The 17,686-nt window shown below is 36.5% G+C and carries 18 protein-coding genes; 7 read left to right on the top strand and 11 right to left on the bottom strand.

Going from position 1 to position 17,686, the window contains the following annotated elements; genetic code table 11:
- The 7 genes from HA632_RS13360 to HA632_RS13330 all read right to left on the bottom strand — a co-directional run bounded on the left by HA632_RS13360 (position 1) and on the right by HA632_RS13330 (position 7,079).
- Positions 1 to 516 carry a GNAT family N-acetyltransferase gene (locus tag HA632_RS13360; protein ID WP_176307693.1) on the bottom strand — a complete coding sequence of 172 codons (516 nt, stop codon included), beginning with the start codon at positions 514 to 516 and terminating at the stop codon, positions 1 to 3.
- A gap of 89 nt (positions 517 to 605) precedes the next feature.
- Positions 606 to 1,619, bottom strand: a complete 1,014-nt coding sequence (gene murB / locus HA632_RS13355) for a UDP-N-acetylmuramate dehydrogenase (RefSeq protein ID WP_176307802.1) — start codon at positions 1,617 to 1,619, stop codon at positions 606 to 608.
- 42 nt (positions 1,620 to 1,661) lie between these two features.
- Complete coding sequence (gene asnB, locus HA632_RS13350) at positions 1,662 to 3,509, bottom strand: asparagine synthase (glutamine-hydrolyzing) (protein WP_176307692.1); 1,848 nt, start codon at positions 3,507 to 3,509, stop codon at positions 1,662 to 1,664.
- A gap of 4 nt (positions 3,510 to 3,513) precedes the next feature.
- Positions 3,514 to 4,581, bottom strand: coding sequence for a glycosyltransferase (locus HA632_RS13345; RefSeq protein WP_176307691.1), 1,068 nt, complete (start codon positions 4,579 to 4,581; stop codon positions 3,514 to 3,516).
- Between the two features lie 6 nt (positions 4,582 to 4,587).
- Complete coding sequence (locus HA632_RS13340) at positions 4,588 to 5,262, bottom strand: DUF2461 domain-containing protein (RefSeq protein WP_176307690.1); 675 nt, start codon at positions 5,260 to 5,262, stop codon at positions 4,588 to 4,590.
- A gap of 1 nt (position 5,263) precedes the next feature.
- The gene (locus HA632_RS13335; protein ID WP_176307689.1) at positions 5,264 to 5,959 is read right to left on the bottom strand and encodes a rhodanese-like domain-containing protein; all 696 of its coding nucleotides are present in this window, start codon (positions 5,957 to 5,959) and stop codon (positions 5,264 to 5,266) included.
- Between the two features lie 40 nt (positions 5,960 to 5,999).
- Positions 6,000 to 7,079: a DNA replication/repair protein RecF gene (locus HA632_RS13330; RefSeq protein ID WP_176307688.1), complete on the bottom strand. Its 1,080-nt coding sequence runs from the start codon at positions 7,077 to 7,079 to the stop codon at positions 6,000 to 6,002.
- Positions 7,080 to 7,257: 178 nt separating this feature from the next.
- Between HA632_RS13330 and HA632_RS13325 the strand changes: the two genes are divergently transcribed.
- Positions 7,258 to 8,043 carry a tol-pal system YbgF family protein gene (locus HA632_RS13325; RefSeq protein WP_176307687.1) on the top strand — a complete coding sequence of 262 codons (786 nt, stop codon included), beginning with the start codon at positions 7,258 to 7,260 and terminating at the stop codon, positions 8,041 to 8,043.
- Between the two features lie 72 nt (positions 8,044 to 8,115).
- A complete protein-coding gene (ribH, locus tag HA632_RS13320) occupies positions 8,116 to 8,607 on the top strand; it encodes a 6,7-dimethyl-8-ribityllumazine synthase (RefSeq protein WP_176307686.1) in 492 nt (163 codons plus the stop codon).
- 41 nt (positions 8,608 to 8,648) lie between these two features.
- On the opposite strand, the gene HA632_RS13315 is transcribed toward ribH, so the two are convergent.
- Complete coding sequence (locus HA632_RS13315; protein WP_176307685.1) at positions 8,649 to 9,047, bottom strand: hypothetical protein; 399 nt, start codon at positions 9,045 to 9,047, stop codon at positions 8,649 to 8,651.
- Positions 9,048 to 9,276: 229 nt separating this feature from the next.
- Positions 9,277 to 9,861, bottom strand: coding sequence for a hypothetical protein (locus HA632_RS13310; RefSeq protein ID WP_176307684.1), 585 nt, complete (start codon positions 9,859 to 9,861; stop codon positions 9,277 to 9,279).
- A 253-nt stretch (positions 9,862 to 10,114) separates the two neighbouring features.
- On the opposite strand from HA632_RS13310, the gene HA632_RS13305 reads away from it, so the two are divergent.
- The 5 genes from HA632_RS13305 to HA632_RS13285 all read left to right on the top strand — a co-directional run bounded on the left by HA632_RS13305 (position 10,115) and on the right by HA632_RS13285 (position 15,221).
- Entirely contained in the window at positions 10,115 to 10,450 is a 336-nt protein-coding gene (locus HA632_RS13305) for a helix-turn-helix domain-containing protein (RefSeq protein ID WP_176307683.1), read from the top strand.
- Positions 10,451 to 10,602: 152 nt separating this feature from the next.
- Positions 10,603 to 12,456 (top strand): DNA mismatch repair endonuclease MutL, encoded by a 1,854-nt coding sequence (mutL, locus tag HA632_RS13300; protein ID WP_176307682.1) that lies wholly within the window; start codon positions 10,603 to 10,605, stop codon positions 12,454 to 12,456.
- Complete coding sequence (locus HA632_RS13295) at positions 12,453 to 13,229, top strand: rhomboid family intramembrane serine protease (RefSeq protein WP_176307681.1); 777 nt, start codon at positions 12,453 to 12,455, stop codon at positions 13,227 to 13,229. Before mutL ends, HA632_RS13295 begins: the two co-directional genes overlap by 4 nt.
- A gap of 3 nt (positions 13,230 to 13,232) precedes the next feature.
- Entirely contained in the window at positions 13,233 to 14,102 is an 870-nt protein-coding gene (locus HA632_RS13290) for a rhomboid family intramembrane serine protease (RefSeq protein ID WP_176307680.1), read from the top strand.
- A 69-nt stretch (positions 14,103 to 14,171) separates the two neighbouring features.
- Positions 14,172 to 15,221 carry an endonuclease/exonuclease/phosphatase family protein gene (locus HA632_RS13285; protein WP_176307679.1) on the top strand — a complete coding sequence of 350 codons (1,050 nt, stop codon included), beginning with the start codon at positions 14,172 to 14,174 and terminating at the stop codon, positions 15,219 to 15,221.
- On the opposite strand, the gene HA632_RS13280 is transcribed toward HA632_RS13285, so the two are convergent.
- Both HA632_RS13280 and lepB read right to left on the bottom strand, forming a co-directional pair.
- A complete protein-coding gene (locus HA632_RS13280; RefSeq protein ID WP_176307678.1) occupies positions 15,211 to 15,831 on the bottom strand; it encodes a WbqC family protein in 621 nt (206 codons plus the stop codon). The two genes, HA632_RS13285 and HA632_RS13280, sit on opposite strands and share 11 nt — an antisense overlap.
- 75 nt (positions 15,832 to 15,906) lie before the next feature.
- Positions 15,907 to 17,643, bottom strand: coding sequence for a signal peptidase I (gene lepB, locus HA632_RS13275; RefSeq protein ID WP_176307677.1), 1,737 nt, complete (start codon positions 17,641 to 17,643; stop codon positions 15,907 to 15,909).
- Between the last annotated feature and the right edge of the window lie 43 nt (positions 17,644 to 17,686).

The following is a 17,686-nucleotide window of genomic DNA, read 5'->3' as shown; positions in this document are numbered from 1 at the left end:
TTAAGGAATATGGAAATTTTTTTCTATTTGGTATAAAACACCATCATGTAAATCAAACTCGAATTTGGCTACAAACGTCATGCCTGTTTTTTCTAAGACTTTGATTGAGGCCCTATTGAGTTCCATCGCTCTTCCTACTATTTTTGTTAGTTGCAAATGGTTGAAACCATACTCGATACAGGCTTTGGCGGTTTCGGTGGCATAACCTTGATTCCAATATTTTCGGAAGAATCGAAACCCTAAATCAACTTCTTCCAAATCAGGGGAATTTTTCAAACCGCACCAACCCAAGAATTCCCCATCGCTTTTGGCAATCACAGCCCAACGGCCGTAACCGTAAAGTTGGTATTGATTGTAATTTTCCAAAAATGACTTTGCTTCCATCACATTATCGAAAGCCTTATCACCGGTATATTTAATGACTTCTGCATCGGCATTTAAATCATAGAAATGTTGCGCGTCAGCAACGGATAATTCTCTGAGATAACAGCGGCTGGTTTCTATGATGGGTTTCATTCTGATTAGGAATAAGTTAAAAGGGATAAGGGATTAGTTTATACAGTGATTAGAGAACTTATCCCTTTTCCCTAATCCCTTTTTACTTTCTAAATCACATTCACTTCCGCTTCAATAGCGATGCCGAACTCTTTTAAAATGGTGGCTTGTATATCTTTGGAAACCGCTAAGATTTCTTGTCCGGTTGCATTGCCATAGTTCACTAAAACCAAAGCTTGATTTTTGTGAATCCCTGCATCACCAAAGCGTTTTCCTTTGAATCCTGCGCGTTCAATAAGCCAACCTGCCGGCACTTTGACTTCGGTTTCCGAAACCACGTAATGCGGCATATCGGGATGCAAAGCGTGGGCTTTTTCATAATCAGCTTTTGATATAATTGGGTTTTTAAAAAAACTACCGCTGTTACCCAGTACTGCCGGATCAGGCAGTTTGCTTTGTCGGATGGCAATTACAGCATTCGAAACATCTTTTAAGGTTGGTTCAGTAACGTTTTGTTTTTCTAATTCTTTAGTAATATCGCCGTAGGACGTGTTGATTTTGTGGTTGCGTTTGGTCAGTTTGAAAACGACTGATGTAATGACAAATTGGTCTTTGGCTTCCTGCTTAAAAATACTTTCTCTGTAACCAAATCGGCAGTCTTCTTTGGTAAAAGTTTTGAGGTCTTGGGTAGCAATATTCACCGCTTCACACGAAACAAAAGTATCTTTAATTTCTGTTCCGTAAGCACCGATATTCTGTACAGGAGTGGTACCGACATTGCCCGGTATGAGCGACATGTTTTCCAAGCCACCAAAATTTTGCTCAATCGTCCACAATACGAATTCGTGCCAGTTTTCACCGGCCATACTTTCTACCCAAACGTAATCATCGTCTTCTTTTAGGATTCGTTTTCCTTTTAAATCAACATGAATGACCAAAGCATGAATGTCTTGGGTCAACAACATATTGCTTCCGCCACCGAGGATGAATATTTTTTGATTGGCATTTTCACGTAAAACAGTTTTTAATTCTTCAACTGTTTGGACGGCAATAAATTGTTGGGCTTTGGCTTCAATACCAAAAGTATTGTACTTTTTTAGGGAGAAATTGGTCTGAATAGGCATCATTTAAATCGGCTTAATGGTTTACAAAAGTAAACAATCCTTTTAAATGAATTTGTTATAGTAATGTTTTTGCCATTTGTGAAGCATAAACAGAGGCATTACATATGGTAATATTTTATTATTCCCTTTTCTGATTTCGGTTACTAGTTTTTGACCGTCAATGTTTTCCATAAACGGCATGTTGAAAATATCGCTTTTGGCAAAATTTTCTAATTCGTCTGTAAATCTTGGAAATTTAAGCAGATAACTTCCCCAAGGCGCACTCAGCCCAATCTTTCTGAAATCGATGATTTCTTTAGGCAATTTCTCTTCCATGGTGGTTTTGAGAATGAACTTTCCTTTTTTGCCGGTAAACATCCATTTACTGTCTAAGGTTCCTAAACCGGCCACTAATCGTTGGTCTAAAAACGGTTCACGACATTCTATAGAAGTTCCCATAGTGCAACGGTCATTTCGGTCTAATAAAGAACACAAGTATGTGTGTTGGTCAAAATACAACGCTTGGCGCTGCAAATCTTTAGGATAGAGTTCTTGTGCTTCTTTTAAAATTTGATGGCGGTATTCATTCACCGGTTTTTTCTTGTTGCCGTAAAACAAATTAATGTCTTCCGGATACACGTTAGATCCATTGAAAATCACCAAATCAGCATCGCTGTTGATTTTTGAGTAGCGAAATAATTTATCGTAACGCGGTCTTTTGTTAAAGGTTTCAAACTTCGATATTTGTGAAATGATTTTCAGTAAAGAAGGGTTTTTCAAAGCTTTATAACGAACATAACCGCCCATCAATTCATCGGCACCTTCACCCGAAAGCAGTACTTTTACTTTAGGTTTAGCCAATTTTGCAATAGCCAATAAATGTGGTTCATTGAGGTGCATTATAGGTTCGTCTTGAAAATAAGAGGTTTCAATCAAGTTTTGATATAAATTCTCATTCTCGAGTTGGGTATGATTGAGGATGTATTGATATTCTTCAGTAATTTTTTTGGCCAAATGAAACTCATTGTGTTCTTCTTCCGAGAAACTGATGTTAAAAGTCTCAATATTTTTAAAATCCTGATGGTATAATGCCGATAAAATAGAACAAGAATCTAATCCGCCACTCAATAAAACACCAACAGGAACATCACTTACCATGCGTAGCTTCACCGAATCAAAAAACGTTTCTTCAAACCATTTTTTCGGATTGGCAATTGGACTGTGGTTTTGGATTTGTTCTTTTAAATGCCACCATCTTGTGGTGTGGGTTTTTCCATTTTCTGCTATGACCATGAAATGTCCGGGAAGCAATTTTTTGACTTGATGGTATAAAGTATTTTCGCCTGCCACAAAGCGGTTGAAAATATACTCTTCCATACCGTCTTCCGAAATGGCTAGCGGTACTCCGGCCGCAAAAAGTGCTTTTTGTTCGGATGCAAAAAACAAAGTATTTTGATGTATGGCGTAATACAAAGGTTTTACACCCATTCTGTCACGACATAGCGTTAATTTTTTTTCAAGAGTATCCCAAATGGCAAAAGCAAACATACCGTTCAAGCGGTGCAGCATTTCCATGCCATACAGTTCATAGAGTTTGAGTAAAACTTCGGTATCAGAACCTGATTTTAAAGTAATTCCCTTGCTTTTTAATTCGGGATAAAAGGATTGGTAGTTGTAAATTTCCCCATTAAAAACGAGTATGTGTCTTCCGTTTTCAGAGATGAAAGGTTGGTGTCCGGCAGCAGAAGTGTCAATTATAGACAAGCGTCTGTGTCCCAAACCGATATTATTATTGAGGTAAACACCTTTGTCATCGGGACCGCGGTGCTCCAGAATATCGCGCATTTTTACCAATTGATTTTGGTCAACCGGTTTATAATCAAAATGTAAAATTCCGTTAATGCCACACATAAAACTATATGGCAGCTGATTTAGCTGAAATCAAATCGTGGTACTTTAATGCAATTTTTTTCATGTTGGTTTCGTAGTTCGCATTTTCTTCTATGAACTTCCTATTGGCCAAAACGGCTTCTTGGGTAAATCCATTATTTTTAAATGCCCACTCTAATTCTGCGGCTAATTTAATCGCATTTTCGGAAGCTACAAGTATTCCGTTCACTTTTTGTTGTATCCAATAACGATTGCCGGGTAAATCACTTACAATTGGGAAGCAACCACAAGCCATAGCCTCAAAAAGAGAAGCCGAAACGCCTTCGGTGGCTGGCATACTTATATAAAAATTGGATTTTTGTAAATAAATCGGAATTTTATGATTGTCAATTCTTCCCGTAAAAACGACTTCGTTTTCGATGTCGAATGTTTTGGCCATATTTTGCAGCCTTTTTAATTCGATACCGTCACCAATAATGGTGAGTGTAAACGGAATTTTATTTTTTTTCAAAATCGAAAAAGCCTTTAAGATCAAATCATGTTGGTACTCCGGATGTAACGAACGCGTCACTATCGCATTGATAATTTCTTGGTTTTCAGTATGGTTGAATTTAAAAAACTCCAAGTTAATTCCTTTGGGTAAAATCATCACCTTATTCATGTCTACACCACTTTCCTGCATGTGATCGGCCATTACTTTTCCCCAAGCATGAATTAAATCGGCTTTTTGGTAAGCATATTTTTGAATGATTTTTTTAAAAGGATAAGAAAGGGAATGGACCGGCCATAAATCGGTTATGCCTTGCTGGGCAATGGCAATAGGTTTGATTCCGGAGCGTGCTGCCAAATATCCGTAACTGGTTGTTCGCTCAGCAATAACCATATCGGGATTGAATTTTTTCGCGATACTTTTAATGGTCAAAAAGGCTTTGGTTAATTCCAACAATCGTATCAGCCTATAAAAGCCTTGACTTTTGGTTTGCAATTCCCAAGTTACAATTTCGAAATCACCAAACTCCTTGAGGCCATTCATCCAAGTAATGGCATCAGCACGGTAAGTTTCACCTAAAAAGAGGATTCTTTTTTTTGCCATTCAGGTTTAGTCTTCGGTTTCCAAAGCTCGGTTTAAAAAATCATTCAAAGGTTTCAACGCCATCAGCTTTTGAGCTATGGTTTTACTGAAATCTTTATCGGTAAAAAGCGCATCGTCAATTTTGGCGGAAGCCGTAAAGCTCTTCAGTTTTAAAAATTCAATAGCCGGATGATTCGGGTCGAAATCCTTAGGGGCTTTTTTTAAGGTGTTGCTTTCGTCACGGGTCATTGTTTTGAACTCTTTCTTGAAGTTTTTATCATTAACAATGGCTTCCAAATCCTCGTGAAAAAAGGCAATCTCTTTACGGATTTTTTTTAATTCTTCAGGTTCCGGACACCAAACGCCACCTGCTATAAAGGAATTTCCTTTTTCGAAGTGTACATAATAACCAGGGCTGTTTTTTCGGAATTTGTTTTGGGTAAACCAAACGCCCATATTGGTTTTATAAGGCGATTTGTCTTTGGAGAAACGAATGTCGCGATTGATTCTGAACGTACAGTTTTTGACTTCTAACGGTTCCAAAGTTTTATCCAAGGGTTTCATTGCTGCTAAAAGCGAAGCAATGAAATGGTGGTAGTCTTTTTTATAATTCTCATACCTTTTCTTGTTGGCATGCATCCAATCGGTATTGTTGTTTGCGATTAGATCTTCCAGGAATGATAAGGCTTCTTTGGTTATCATACTACAAGTGTTTTCTTAGTTCTTCTTCTGAAATGTATCCTAAATTCCGCCACACTTCTTGGCCGTTTTCGTAAACAATGATTACCGGTAATCCGTCTAATTTTAATTGGTCAACGATGGTTTTGTTTTCATCAGCATCCAATTGAACGATTTTGATTTGGTCTTTTAATTCTGTTTGAAGCTTAAGTATATAAGGATTCATTTTTATACAAGGCGCACACCATTTGGCATTAAAATCAACCATCACACGCTTGCTGGAATTCACCAATTCATTGTATTCCTGGTCGCAGATTCCTATGATTTTTTCAGTTTTTTGGGCTTTACCGGAGGCATTCCATTTCATAATACCGCCGTCTAAATTGTAGACTTCTTTAAAACCCAGCTCAACTAATTTATTCGCGGCTTGTGCACTTCGGCCACCCACTTTACAATACACAAAAATGGGTTTGGTTTTATCATATGCATTGGCTTTGGTCACAAAATCATCACCGTTCCAATTCACGTTGACGGCATTGTCGATATGCTCACCACTGAATTCTGCGGGAGTTCTAACGTCTAATAATTGTGGGTTTGAAGTCGAGTTTAGCTTGTCAGCAAAAGTTTTTACATCAACGGTTTTAAGCGCCGGAGAGGTTTGTCCCTGACAACTTAAGAATAAGAAGCTCAATAACAGCAAGGAAAGTAATTTGGATTTCATGTTTTGCAATTTTTCAGCTAAATTACAAAATAGAACAACACTACAAATTAAATATTTTATAACTCTGATGCGTCGTTTTTACGATGTTTTCTGTTCGTTCCGGATGCGTATCGGAAATGAATAATTGCCCAAATTCTTCATTGTTGACCATTTCGATAATCTTGCTGACACGGAATTCATCCAACTTATCAAAGATGTCATCAAAGAGCAAAATCGGTTTTTCACCGCTTTGTTTTTTGACAAAATCAAATTGGGCCAATTTCAAAGCAATCAGAAAGGATTTTTGCTGTCCTTGAGAACCAAACTTTTTAATTGGATAGTTATCAATTTCAAAAGACAAATCGTCTTTGTGTACACCCACAGAGGTATATTGCAGAGCTCGGTCTTTGCTGAGGTTTTCTTCTAATAATGTCAGTGTGTCTTTCTCGAATAAATCGCTTTGATAAACCAATTGAACGGTTTCGGCAGATTGGGTAATTTCCTGATGGTATTTATTGAAAATCGGAATGAACTCGGTTAAAAATTGTTCTCTTTTATCAAAAATAGCTTTCCCTAAATGGTCCAATTGCTCATTATAAATACTTAAGGTGTCTTTTTCGAAAACGTGATTGAGGGCAAAATACTTTAGCAAAGCATTGCGTTGGCTGATGATTTTTTGGTATTGAATGAGTTGTTGTAAATACGTATTGTCCAATTGCGAAATCACACTGTCCATAAACTTTCTTCGGGTTTCACTGCCTTCGATAATCAAATCTCGGTCGGCCGGAGAAATAATGACTAAAGGAATAAAACCGATATGGTCAGAGAACTTTTCATAGAGTTTGCTGTTGCGTTTCAGGATTTTTTTCTGGCCTTTTTTCAAACTGCATAAGATTTGTTCGGAGCGGTCGTTTTTTTCGAATTCGCCATCCACAACAAAAAACTCTTCTCCGTGTTTGATGTTTTGTACCGCCAAAGGATTGAAGTAGCTTTTGCCGTTAGCCAAATGATAAATGGCATCGAGTATGTTGGTTTTTCCAATGCCGTTTTTACCCACGAAACAATTGATTTTGGCATCAAATTCGAAGGAGGCATCCGAAAAATTTTTGTAATTGAGTACTGAAATTCGCTTTAAAAACAATTTGGTTTTGTTTGAAATTAGTGTCTAAACTCTTTATTTATAAGATAAAAAGGTTGATTTATCATGGTTCTTCTTCATCATTAGAATAAAGAGGTGTAAATTATTCAAAAATATCGACAAAAATAGCTTTTAAATATGAATAAAAATTTTATTTTTGCGCACACTAAATTAAAAATAGATGGCAACTTTTAACAAAAGAGGATATAAAGCACCAAAAGAAAAAGCGGAAAAATTAGACAACAATTTTATCGAAGACGTAAATGTTGATGAGAAAAACAGTACCACTGCAAAAGCATTTGATACGTTAGACCAATCGGCTTCAAGAGCGGAAGATTTTATCGCCAAAAACCAGAAGTTTATCTTGGGTTTCCTTGGAGCAGTAGTGGTAGCGGTAGTAGGTTATTTTGCTTATGAGAAATTCATAGCTGAACCTAACCAACAAACTGCAGCGGATGAATTATTCGTAGCCCAACAAAACTTCCAAAAAGCGGTTGACGGAGATGTTAAAGCGGATTCATTATTCAATTTAGTATTAAACGGTTCAGAAGGAAAATTCGGGGTAATCAGAATTGCTGAAGAATATTCAGGAACCGCTGCCGGAAATTTAGCCAACTATTATGCGGGAATCGCTTACTTGAACACCGGAAAATATGCAGAAGCCATCAGCAGTTTGGAGAAATTTTCTTCAGATGATATCATGTTAAGCACTTTGGCAAAAGGCGCTATCGGCGATGCTTATGCCCAACAAAACAAACAAAAAGAAGCTTTAGAATTCTATTTGAAAGCGGCTGATGCCAATCAAAACGATTTCACCAGACCAAGATATTTATTGAAAGCAGGAAAAACAGCTTTGGCTTTAGGAAACAAAGCAGACGCTTTAAAATATTTCACTGAAATCAAAGAAAACTTCGATACGACTCCGGAAGGACAACAAATCGATGCTTTGATTGGTTTAGCTCAATAAATCAAAAAAAATATTTTTACAAAAGGATTAAGGAGCTATCTTTAATCCTTTTTTATTTTAAATCATAAAAGAATGGCCACAGCAAATAAGAATTTATCCAACTATGATAAAAGTACCCTACCGAACGCGAAAGACTTTCGGTTTGGGATTGTAGTTTCCGAATGGAACGATCACATCACTAATGGATTGTATAAAGGAGCTGAAGAAGCATTGTTAGACTGCGGTGCTTTACCTGAAAACATTATCCGTTGGAATGTACCCGGAAGTTTTGAATTGGTGTACGGCGCGCAACGCATGATTGTTACGCAAGAAGTAGATGTGGTAATTACCATCGGTTGTGTGATTAAAGGCGAGACCATGCATTTTGAATTTGTGTGCGAAGGCGTGACCCAAGGGATTAAAGATTTGAATGTGCAAACCGATGTGCCGGTTATCTTTTGTTTATTAACGGATAATAACGAACAACAATCTATCGATAGAAGTGGCGGAATACACGGAAATAAAGGAACGGAAGCGGCCATTGCCGCGATAAAAATGGCGGATTTGAGAAAAAAGACAATGTAAATACAGAATAAAAAAGGTGTTCGTTAGAACACCTTTTTTGTTTAGTCATCTTTAATAGTAATGACTACTTCTTCATTGAATTTATACTCTCCTTTTTTATAAATTTCTTTGTTAGGGAGTATTATTTCATATGTATAAATGCCTTTGGGTAATATAAAAAGACATTCTTTACCGTCTTTTTGGATAACGAGTTCTTTTTTAATCTCGTCTCCTTGCTCGTCTTTGCCCACTATCTTGAAAGTGATTTTATCAACCAGTTTGTTTTTAACGCAAACACTTTCAATAATCTTACTATCCGATTTGCCACTCTTGGCAGTTTTAAAAATACTTAAACCGGTTAACAGTATTTCTCCGCCTTTGATAGCGGTTTGTAGGTCGGATTGGGCATGACCACTACTTGTCAAAAATAATGATAGGAAAAGAAAAAATAAAAATTTCACATTAAATAGTTACTACAACTTAAATTTGAAAAGTAGAGTATAAAACTAAGATAGCAACTGCTAAAACAATGATAAACATCAAAATCTGTCCTAAAAGTGTAGATTTTATACTGTCTGTTTGATACTTCTTGTATGAAATTAAGAGCCACTTGCCTCTCTCATAAATACATAATACACACAAAAAACCAATTAAATAAGTTGTATAGTTCATATTAATAATTTTTTAGATTTAATCTTGTGATTGTTCTAAAATGCAAATCCCAAACGAGACTACTGCAAAAGTTACTCCTATTGGACCTAGAAACCTTTTAGCCACTGCAGAAAATGTACTTGTCAAAGCCGCAGCACTCCATGATGTAGCTCCTGAAAAAGCTAATGAATATAATGCATCTGCACCAATTGCAACAAGAGCACAAGTTGCAATCTCGCTACCAGTTAAACCAAATGTTGAAAATTCATATTGACCATCATTAATAGGTGAATCAGGTTCGAAAGCCGCCAAAGCAATTAATTCAGAATCATCTGTAAAAGTTAACTTGTGTAAATTTGCGATTTCCTGACCATATTTTTTCAATGGTTCCATTAGTGGCTCAATTTGTCGTCTCGAATCTTCACTTAATTGCAATTCACCCAAAATAAGTTTTTGTTTGTAATTTTCCAAATCCATTTCCTTTGGTCGAGTATTATCTAGAATATCATCAATGGATGAACGCGTAATATTCATCATGCTTTTCCATTCATCTTTATTTGTTTGAGCGTTTCCAATAAACCCAAACATTACCGTGGCAATTAAGCCAAAAATTAAATTTTTCATTTTTAATTGTTTTAAAATTAGACAATTTTTTCTATTAACAAAACTTTTTTCGCGAATTATTTTGATATTGTAAAATTGCCCATTGTAGGAAGAGTTTCCTAAAAGATTGTTGCTGTTTTTCAGCAATTTCTTGCTAATTTTAAAAAGTTTCTTGCTTAAAATGTAAGGTTTTACAAAAAAAAACTATTACATTGCATACTATTCGACTTTGTTTTGCGTTATATTACTGCTAATTTTTTAAAACTTAACTGTCATGATCACAGGAACTAAACTAAAATTACTCAGAGAAAGAAAGAGAATATCACAAGAAGAATTGGCCCATGCTGTTGGCGTTACGCAAACCACAATCGGAAATTGGGAACACGGCAAAAGTATAAAACATGAATACATCTCAAAGTTAGCTGATGCATTAGAAGTTCCTACAAATTATTTATTGTTTGAAAAGGAAACTATTACGAAAGTTCCAACGCCTGAAAAAGAAAATCTAAGTCATGGTTTTGAATTTATTATAAAAGCACCAAATCATTTTTTTGAGGATTTAAATAGGAAAATTGATTTTTTGATTACTCGGATTGATGAAAAAAAGTAATATTCAGTCAACTTAATTATAACCTTTCAATTCAATGAAAGGTTTTTTATTTTTAGCCAATTATTAACTAAAAATCCCGATTGTTTTTCCTTAAATTTGCTACCTTCGGTTTCTCTACGGAATACTGATTATTGAACACAGAACACTAAAGAATGTCGAGCATAATTCAATTACTTCCTGATCATGTTGCCAACCAAATAGCTGCCGGTGAAGTGGTCCAAAGACCGGCTTCGGTAGTCAAAGAACTATTGGAAAATGCGGTCGATGCCAAAGCCACGGATATCAAACTCATCATCAAAGATGCCGGAAAGTCATTGGTGCAAGTTATTGATAATGGTGTTGGTATGAGTGTCACCGATTCGCGTTTGTGCTTCGAGCGTCACGCCACTTCTAAAATCCGCCAGGCAGAAGATTTATTTTCCTTGCACACCAAAGGGTTTCGCGGTGAAGCTTTGGCTTCCATAGCAGCGATTGCCCATGTGGAAATGAAAACCAAGCAAGACCAAGAAGAGTTAGGGATTCATATCATCATTGAAGGCAGTAAATTTGTGTCTCAAGAACCTGCAGTTTTGCCCAAAGGCACGTCGTTTGCGGTGAAGAATTTGTTTTTTAATATTCCGGCCCGAAGAAACTTTTTGAAGTCGGAAACCGTTGAACAACGCCATATTGTTGATGAATTCCAACGCGTAGCAATGGCGCATCCCAATATTCATTTTACGATGTACCACAACGGCAGTGAAATGTTCAATTTGCCGATTTCCAATTTCAGACAACGCATCGTTAATATATTTTCGGGTAAAACCAATGAAAAATTAGTTCCCGTAAAAGAAGAAACCGAAATCGTAAACCTGCAAGGTTTTATTGGGAAGCCCGAATTTTCGAAGAAAAACCGAGGTGAGCAATTCTTTTTTGTCAACAATCGATTTATCAAAAGCGGTTATTTGCACCATGCCGTGATGGCGGCTTATGAAGGATTATTAAAAGATGGTGCACAGCCGAGCTATTTTCTCTATTTAGACGTTCCGCCGCATACAATTGATATCAACATCCATCCGACCAAAACCGAAATTAAGTTTGACGATGAACATGCGTTATATGCCATTTTGCGTTCGGCCATCAAACACAGTTTAGGACAATTTAATGTCGCGCCGGTGTTGGATTTTGACCGCGACCCCAATTTAGACACACCTTATCAATACCAAAATAAAGAAGCCGAATATCCTACGATACAAGTTGATAGAAGCTATAATCCGTTTGCTGAGGATAAGCAACCCGGTAAATCTTTTGCTTCGTCTTCCCATTATAAAAAGCCCGAAGTTCAACCAAGTTGGGAAAGCTTATACGTGGGTTTAAAACAAGCCGGACAAGAGATAGCCGAAATGACTTTTGAAAACGAAGCGGTGACTTCATCTTTATTCGAAGAAAATGAAGTAGAGCAGGAAGTCAAACGGACTTATCAAATCCACAAAAAATACATCGTCAGTCCTATTAAATCCGGAATGGTGATTATCAATCAAAAACGTGCTCATGAGCGTGTTTTATACGAAGAGTTTTTAACGAGCATGACGGTGCAACAAGCTTCAAGTCAGCAGTTGTTGTTTCCGTTGCAGTTGTATTATTCTCCGACTGAAGTGGCTTTGTTAGCCGAATTAAAAACGTCTTTGGAAAATACGGGTTTTGTTTTCGAAGCCATAGAAGAAGACAACGTCCTGATTTCAGGGTTGCCTGTCAATGTGACCGAAAGTGAGATTTCAATCGTTTTGGAAGAGTTATTGCGTGATTTACAAGATGGGATTCCGGACAACAGTTTTTCCCAAAATGACACCATTGCAAAATCGATGGCTCGAAGTTTGGCCATAAAAACCGGAACCTATTTAACCGAAAAAGAACAAGAAAATTTGGTGCACAATCTCTTTGCCTGCAAAGAACCAAACGTGTCGCCGTTTCAAAAACCCACTTTCATCACGATGAGTGTGGAAGATTTAGATAAAAAATTCAGCGTATGATGCGAATGACCGATACTGTTAAGCAGTTACTGATTATCAATATTATATTTTACATTGGATCCAATTACGTAGGCGATATCGCTTATCAGTTGTTTTCAGAATTCTATCCTGAAAATCCTAACTTCAGAATCTGGCAACCTGTTACCGCTATGTTTATGCATGCGCCGGTTTACAATCAAGAAAACTCGGCCGCCATTATGCATCTTGTTTTCAATATGTTTGCTTTGGTTTCATTCGGTAGTGCTTTGGAACAATTTTGGGGAGCTAAAAAATTCATTTTCTTCTATATTTCTTGTGGATTGGGAGCGGCATTGTTGCATACAGGTTTTAACTATTACCAATACCAACAAGCTTTAGAGTTGTTCCAAGAGGCAAATATTCCGCAAGCTCAAATCAATGCTTTTTTGACTACGGGTGATTATAATAGTTTTAGAGATTTGATGCCTTTGTCAACAATTGAGCAATTGTTCTTTTCATTTAACACACCATCGCTCGGTGCTTCGGGCGCTATTTATGGATTGTTAACCGCTTTTGCTTTTATGTTTCCTAATGCTGAATTGGGGATAATGTTTATTCCGATTCCTATTAAAGCGAAGTATTTTGTGCCGGGATTGATTGCCGTGGATTTGTTTTTAGGATTCAAAGGCAGCTCTATTTTTGGTAGCGGAGGAACGGGAATTGCTCACTTTGCACACATAGGTGGCGCCATAACCGGCTTTGTCATGATGTGGTATTGGAAGAAAAATTCATTCAATAAAAATCGTTGGAATTAAGATATGAGCAGTATTATTGACGACATAAAATTTCAATACCGTATAGGCGGCATTGCCAATAAAATGATTTATTGGAATGTGGGTGTTTTTCTGTTGTCTATACCTTTGTTTTACCAATTCAAGGTTGGTGTTTTTGATTATCCTTCTTGGTTGGCCGTTTCTTCTGAACCGAGTGTGGTAGTAACCCGACCGTGGACAGTACTCACTTATGCTTTTTTTCACTTCGGATTTTGGCATTTGTTTTTTAATATGATGGTGTTGCATTTTGCCAGCCGTTTGTTTCTGACGTTTTTTACCCAAAAGCAATATCTTGGTTTGTACCTTTTGAGTGCTGTTTTTTCGGCACTAATTTTCATTACGGCTTTTTATTTCTTGGAGATGAGTGCATTGATGGTTGGTGCTTCTGCCTCTATTATAGCCATATTGGTAGCAACAACGACTTATCAGCCTTTAATGGAAATTAGATTGTTGTTGATTGGCAATGTCAAACTTTGGCATATCACGGGAGTTACGCTATTGCTTTTTTTATTACAAATAGGTTTGGCCAATACCGGCGGACATATTGCGCATTTTAGTGGAGCTTTTTTTGGGTATATTTACATTAGGTTGTTGCAAAACGGTACCGATTTGAGTAAACCGGTCAATGCAGTGATTGATTTTTTTTCCCATTTATTCCGCCCCAAGAAAAAGACACCTTTTAAGAAAGTTCACGTTACCCCTAAAAGACCTACTGAGAAAAAAGTAGAAAGTAAAATTGTAATCAAAGATAAAACCCAACAACAAATTGATGAGATTTTGGATAAAATCAGTCAATCAGGGTATGACAGTTTGACCGCCGAAGAGAAAGAATTTCTGTTCAAAGCCGGGAAATAGTTTTATTCTTTGCATATTTGTTTTACGCATCTCCCGTTTGGGATTTGGAAATTTTAAATTGGAATTTTTTTGAAAAAGTTATCGTGGTTTAACAAAGTGGTTTTCGGATTCAATATAGTGCTGACTGTATTGACCTTTGTGGCCTATGTATTGCCTTTTTTAGCGCCAAAATTATTCCCGTTACTTTCGGTACTGACCTTGATTTTACCGCTATTCCTGATTTTGAATGCGCTGTTCTTTGTGTATTGGCTGATACAACTAAAGCGTCAGGTTATGCTGTCAGGTTTGGTTTTATTGCTAGGCATTACTTTTATCAATAAGTTTTACAAGTTTTCCTCCAATGACTTGGCCGAAGAAGAAAAAGACTTTACCGTAATGAGCTATAATGTGCGGTTGTTCAACTTATTTGATTGGCTACCGAATGACGGTGTTGGAGATTCGATTTTATCTTTTATAAACGAACAAAACCCGGATATCCTTTGCATACAAGAATATTCGGAAAATGCCAAAGTAGATTTGAGAATTTATAAGTACAAGGCGGTTTTTATGGAAGGAAAGCGAATCAAAACAGGACAAGCCATTTTTTCCAAATTTCCCATCTTCAACCAAGGCGATTTTAAGATTCCCGAAGCCGGGAACAATATTATTTATGCCGATATCAAAAAAGGGAAAGATACCATTCGCGTGTACAATATCCATTTACAATCGATAAAAATATCACCGGATGTCAACGAAATTGAAGAACACGTTGATGCCATTGACCAAAACAAATCCCAACAAGTTTTTGGCCGAATCAGAGAGGCATTTAAAAAGCAAGAGCAGCAAGCCGCGGTTTTAGTCAACCATAAAAAGGAATGTAAATTTCCGGTTATCATTTGCGGTGATATGAACAATAGTGCGTTTTCCTATATCTACCGAAACATCAAAGGCGATTTAAACGATTGTTTTGAAGAAGCCGGAAACGGATTTGGGCAAACGTATAAGTTCAAATATTATCCGGCGCGTATCGACTATATTTTTGCCAACAAGAAAATGAAGGTTAAAAGTTTTAAAAGCTTCTCTAAGTTTGAGAATTCCGATCATTTTCCGGTGATGGCGAGGCTTTCTTTTACGGAGTAAGGGATTGTTTTTTCAAATAATCCAGAGCATATCTTCCTTCATTGAATAACAAATCCAAGATGCTTAAGTTGTTCAAATAACCGTGTTTCTCTCCAAAAACCTGAGTGTAAGCTTCAAATTGCAAAGTGTCTTTTTTGCCGTTTACCAAATTTCTGAAATCAGTTTTATCGTCGACTTCATGAAAATATTCCTCCGTTTCGTTGTAATCAAATTCCAGTCCGAGACAATTGGATACTATCGACATTGTTTCCAGATTTAAGTCCATCAAAAATTCGTGTTTCTTTTCAAATATCGGGCGAATATCATCCTCAAAATACTCAAAGAAAGGCGAACTGCGATAGGCCGCATCTAGTGATTTAAAATGCTGCTTCTGCCAATCAAAAGCAGTTTCTAAGCGAACATCCTTGGTCTTTTGGTGTGCGGTTTTAGAATGCTTGATGGGAATATTGAGTAACTGAATGCCATTTGGACTGTAAATGTACATTCGGTTGCGGTTGGTTTGCTTTTGGAAATTATCATCCATTTCAAAAGTCACCAAATCACTTTGAGCGATGGCCGCAAAATGACTGATGGATGGGAAATAGCATGGGTGAATGAGGATATTGTTCATTTGGTTATTTGAATAGTTTAATCATGTTTATTTTGATAACAACTCTTGACACTTAAACCGTTTCAAACATTTAAACTACGCCTTCGCTTTTCTTCTTTTCCAAAAATAATCACCCAAAACATACAAAGCAACTAAGCCTAAGAAGTATTTAAAATAGGATTCTGGTTGGCCTTCGCCGTTTACGGTGGTAAATAGTCTGTTCCAACGGATTTTATTGAGTCCACTTCCGTTAGAATCCCAACTCATCCAAATAAATACCGGTTTTCCAACGATATGATCTTCCGGAGTATATCCATAATAACGCGCGTCTAAAGAGTTATTTCTATTGTCTCCCATCATCCAATAATAGTTTTGTTTGAAGGTATAAGAAGTTACTTTTTGATCATTGATATATATGTCATCACCAATTACCTTCAAATCATTTTTTTCGTATTCTCCAATAATGATTTTGTAAAAAGGTAATGTTTGTAAGTTTAAATTAACCGTTTTTCCAGCTTCAGGGATGTAAATTGGTCCCATATTATCACTGTTCCAATTGTTGGTTACAGAAGGTTTTCTGTCTGGAAAATCTGGGAAGATTCCATCTTCAGCACCAGTTTTTAAATAACGGTTAATACTTTCAACTCTGGAATCTTTCTTAAGTTGGTCAGCTATCTCTTGTGTTAAATTGGCTTGGAAAAAATTTAATGAACTCCTAAGATTTAATTTTTTTATTAAATCTTCATCAATGCTACCCAAAACATACACTTCAGTTGAATCCTTATACAATTCGTTCAAATTATAACCTTCTTTATCCAAGTAGTCTTTTACAACTGTATTGTCCCAAAGCTTACGTTCAACTTTGATACCGGTATTAAATTCTTTAATGTCATATTGATCGATAAATCCTTGTGATAAATTTTCCTTTAATTTAACATTGAAACCAAATTGTGGTTTTGCTCTCTCAGGTAAAATTAATTCTTTCCCATTAATAAAAACGATACCGTTTTTGATTTGCAAACTGTCACCGGGAATTCCAACACAACGTTTTACATAATTGGTTTTTTTATCTGTTGGCTTACTGTATCTTCTGTCAGCAGGTTTATACATGTGAAATAATGTATCCCTTGGCCAATTAAAAACGACAATGTCGCTATTCTCTATTTTTTCAAATCCTGGAAATCTAAAATAGGGAAGTTGTAATTTGTTCTTCCAAGATTGAGGATTGTCATCGTCATATAAATATGATTTTATTTTAACAAAAGGAAGAGTGTCATGAACCATTGGAGCGGCTACTGTGGTCATTGGTATTCTCGCGCCATAATGAAATTTACTTACAAAGAGGAAATCCCCTACGAGTAAAGATTTCTCCAACGAGGACGATGGAATTGTAAAAGGCTGCATCACATAAGTATGAACCAATGTAGCGACTACAATAGCAAAAAGGAGTGAACTGATAGTATCACCGGTTTTAGTGGTAGAAACTAAACTTCTGTCGGATATGTAATTTACGTCTTGAGTATAATTGATGTAATAAATGTAAAGACCAAAAGTGAAAATCCCCAACCAAGTATCTGCTGTAGATTTCTTGCCAAAGCTTCTCAAAGTCTCTACCCATATTACCGGAAACATTATCAGGTTAATGATAGGAATGAATAGGAGTAAAGTCCACAACGTTGGTCTGCCTATGATTCGCATTAAAACAATGGCGTTATAAACCGGTACAAAGGCTTCCCATCTTTTTCTTCCTGCTTTTTCGTATAATTTCCAAGTTCCTAATCCGTGAATCACCTGAACAATCAGGAAAAATACAAACCATTGATATGTTGACATAATATTGGGTTTAAAAGTTTATTTGGTTATAAGTTTATCAAAC

The organism is Flavobacterium sp. J49 (genome assembly GCF_011742145.1).
GTDB lineage: Bacteria > Bacteroidota > Bacteroidia > Flavobacteriales > Flavobacteriaceae > Flavobacterium.
This window is presented reverse-complemented; position numbering and strand designations above follow the sequence as displayed.

Excerpts from the sequence above, each read along its gene's own strand:
- HA632_RS13360 (WP_176307693.1), bottom strand. The coding sequence starts at position 516 with ATGAAACCCATCATAGAAACCAGCCGCTGTTATCTCAGAGAATTATCC.
- murB (WP_176307802.1), bottom strand. The coding sequence starts at position 1,619 with ATGCCTATTCAGACCAATTTCTCCCTAAAAAAGTACAATACTTTTGGT.
- asnB (WP_176307692.1), bottom strand. The coding sequence starts at position 3,509 with ATGTGTGGCATTAACGGAATTTTACATTTTGATTATAAACCGGTTGAC.
- HA632_RS13345 (WP_176307691.1), bottom strand. The coding sequence starts at position 4,581 with ATGGCAAAAAAAAGAATCCTCTTTTTAGGTGAAACTTACCGTGCTGAT.
- HA632_RS13340 (WP_176307690.1), bottom strand. The coding sequence starts at position 5,262 with ATGATAACCAAAGAAGCCTTATCATTCCTGGAAGATCTAATCGCAAAC.
- HA632_RS13335 (WP_176307689.1), bottom strand. The coding sequence starts at position 5,959 with ATGAAATCCAAATTACTTTCCTTGCTGTTATTGAGCTTCTTATTCTTA.
- HA632_RS13325 (WP_176307687.1), top strand. The coding sequence starts at position 7,258 with ATGGCAACTTTTAACAAAAGAGGATATAAAGCACCAAAAGAAAAAGCG.
- ribH (WP_176307686.1), top strand. The coding sequence starts at position 8,116 with ATGGCCACAGCAAATAAGAATTTATCCAACTATGATAAAAGTACCCTA.
- HA632_RS13310 (WP_176307684.1), bottom strand. The coding sequence starts at position 9,861 with ATGAAAAATTTAATTTTTGGCTTAATTGCCACGGTAATGTTTGGGTTT.
- HA632_RS13305 (WP_176307683.1), top strand. The coding sequence starts at position 10,115 with ATGATCACAGGAACTAAACTAAAATTACTCAGAGAAAGAAAGAGAATA.
- mutL (WP_176307682.1), top strand. The coding sequence starts at position 10,603 with ATGTCGAGCATAATTCAATTACTTCCTGATCATGTTGCCAACCAAATA.
- HA632_RS13295 (WP_176307681.1), top strand. The coding sequence starts at position 12,453 with ATGATGCGAATGACCGATACTGTTAAGCAGTTACTGATTATCAATATT.
- HA632_RS13290 (WP_176307680.1), top strand. The coding sequence starts at position 13,233 with ATGAGCAGTATTATTGACGACATAAAATTTCAATACCGTATAGGCGGC.
- HA632_RS13280 (WP_176307678.1), bottom strand. The coding sequence starts at position 15,831 with ATGAACAATATCCTCATTCACCCATGCTATTTCCCATCCATCAGTCAT.
- lepB (WP_176307677.1), bottom strand. The coding sequence starts at position 17,643 with ATGTCAACATATCAATGGTTTGTATTTTTCCTGATTGTTCAGGTGATT.